The 2,662-nt window shown below is 34.6% G+C and carries 2 protein-coding genes; both read left to right on the top strand.

What is annotated here, in order from left to right; all coding sequences use genetic code 11:
• On the top strand, positions 1–511 hold a 511-nt coding region (locus tag VFS71_RS05485), incomplete at its 5' end, for a ribonuclease H-like domain-containing protein (protein WP_326399850.1).
• Between the two features lie 329 nt (positions 512–840).
• Positions 841–2,280: a nucleoside recognition domain-containing protein gene (locus VFS71_RS05480; RefSeq protein ID WP_326399848.1), complete on the top strand. Its 1,440-nt coding sequence runs from the start codon at positions 841–843 to the stop codon at positions 2,278–2,280.
• The last annotated feature ends 382 nt before the right edge of the window (positions 2,281–2,662 follow it).

Here is a 2,662-nt window from a genome sequence, read left to right as displayed (position 1 = left end):
TTCGGTTGGGTATTTTACGATCAAGGGTGATATTCGTAATTTTAGGGTTACCTCTTTTTTTGGTGATGAAATTAAGATTCTAAAAGACTTCAATAATTTATTGAATAACCATTTCAATCAGCCGCAACATGTTTTGTGCGGACATAACGCCAAGGAATTTGACATTCCGTTCCTTGCCCGCCGAATGATTATCAACCAAATTCCTATTCCAGACAAACTCAATTTATTTGGTAAAAAGCCTTGGGAAATTGCTCACTTGGACACTTTGGAGTTATGGAAATTTGGCGATTATAAGCATTTCACTTCCTTAAAGTTATTGTGTAAAGTGCTCGGAATTCCTTCTCCAAAAGGCGATATTGACGGTAGCCAGGTAGGACATGTCTTTTATGTGGACAAAGATATTGACCGTATTGTCACTTATTGCGAAAAAGACACGATCGCCGTAGCCCAGATTTTCCTCCGTCTTCGAAGAGAAGATTTATTGATTGAAGACGAGATTATTCACGTTTAGTTTCAATTATTCATATTTAAGTCTTTTTTGGATGATGGCAAAAAAGCAAAATTTTTCCCTTTAGCCCCGATTGCTTCGCCAGTTCGCTTCGCTCGTGTGTAGTGGAAATTCTCTCTCGTTTTTTCAACGAGAGAGATTGTAACGAATAGCGGGACCCATACCGGCTAAAAAAGCCACCCGAGCGATAGCGAACAGGCGAAGCAAATCTTTCTGCTTCAAAATCAATAACCGAATACCGATTTTATAGTTTGTGCTTTTTCATTGTACCCAGTGTGAAAACCTTTGTGAACTTTGCGGTTAAATATTTACATTTACAAAAATTATAAATTATGGTATTAAGTAGATTCTGGTTAGTCATTTTTATTTCATCGATTGTTTTTATTGTTGTCAGTTTGTTTTCTGCCAACACGTATACCATTGATTATGTTTTGAATGGAAAAAAAGACGATCCAGTTTTAATTTCTGAAAAATATATCGAACAAGTTCCTGCTTTTATCAAAGACAGCATCAAGAAAGCAACGGATCAAACGATGATTATCAATCGTGATACGCTAAATGCCGATACGACTTATGTTTATAAAAATAAAACTGTAAAAATCTTTAGCGGTGTTCAAAAATCGGATGGTTTATTGCCAACGTGTAAAAGCACTTTGCTTGACTTGATTTTGCCGCTTATGGCTTATTTGGCATTTTTCTGCGGATTGATGGAGCTTTTAATCATTTCTGGAGCATCCGGAAAATTGGCTAAATTATTGAGCCCAGTATTTGTAAAGGTGTTCCCGAGTATACCAAAAGATCATCCGTCTATTTCATACATGACTTTAAACTTTGCCGCCAATTTCTTGGGATTGGATTCTGCAGCGACGCCATTTGGATTAAAAGCCATGGAAAGTTTACAAGAAATAAACCCCGAAAAAGACAAAGCGAGTGATGCTCAAATTATGTTTATGTGCCTGCATGCTTCGGGACTAACATTAATTGCAACTTCTATTATTGGATATCGTGCTGCGGCTAACGCAACAAACCCTGCCGATGTTATGTTGCCTTGTATTATCACTTCTTTTATCGGTACAATTGCAGCTTTTTTAATTGTTGGAATCAGGCAAAAAATAAATTTCAAGAGCGCATCTTTGGTTGTGGCTTTAATGGCATTAATTGCTGCCATAGTTGGGTTATTGATGTATGTAAACCATTTGGATTTAATTGGAAAAAACTATTTTACTTCTAATCTTTCGGCTTTGATATTGGTGGGGATTATTGCTTTTACTTTGATATTTTCATTTATTAAAGAGAAAAAATTTGTCGAGGCAAAAACCACTGTTTTTGAAGCTTTTGTATCTGGAGCAAATAATGGGGTTAAAACAGGCGTTACTATTTTTCCTTATGTTTTAGGGATGTTAGTGGCTATTTCTTTATTTAGAAACAGTGGTTTGTTTGAAATTATTAGTAATTGGATTGCTTTTGCTTTTTCCAATATGGGAGTAAGCAAAGAAATTACTGATGCTTTGCCTGTAGCCTTGCTTAGACCGTTTAGTTCTGCTGGATCAAGAGGGTTTTTGATTGATTCGATGAATACTTTTGGTGCCGATTCCATGACGGGAAGATTGAGCAGTATTTTTCAATGTAGTGCCGAGAGTACTTTTTATGTGATTGCCGTTTACTTTGGTTCGGTTAATATCAAAAATACTCGTTACGCTTTAGGAACAATGCTTTTGGTTGATGTGATTTGTGTAATTACAGCGATTTTTGTGGCTAGTTGGTTTTTTTAATTTTTTTATAAGTTGAAAATACTGTCATATAAATTTATTAGGAAAGTGAAAAAGCGATAGAAGAAATACCTCAAGAAGAAAATAAAAGCACTGGAATAATTATAACAATAATTTTTAGGAGTTTTAATTTATTTTTCATTCTTTTGAATCCAACTCATTAAATAAATTAAAAAATGTCAAAATACACAAAATACATCGCCATAGGTTTGCTTATTCTATTCTTAGTTACAAGTTTATTAAGTTAAATCTATTTCTTCAGTTAGGGTTTTGGGTTTTAGTCCAAGACAGTGATATAAAAGCCTCGCATTTCAGTGAGGCTTTTCGTTTTTATAAATCGGAGTTCGATTTTAATGTGATGGAACTAGTTTTTTTAATAATTTCT

The sequence above is a fragment of the Flavobacterium sp. genome (assembly GCF_035760125.1).
Classification (GTDB): Bacteria; Bacteroidota; Bacteroidia; order Flavobacteriales; family Flavobacteriaceae; genus Flavobacterium.
This window is presented reverse-complemented; position numbering and strand designations above follow the sequence as displayed.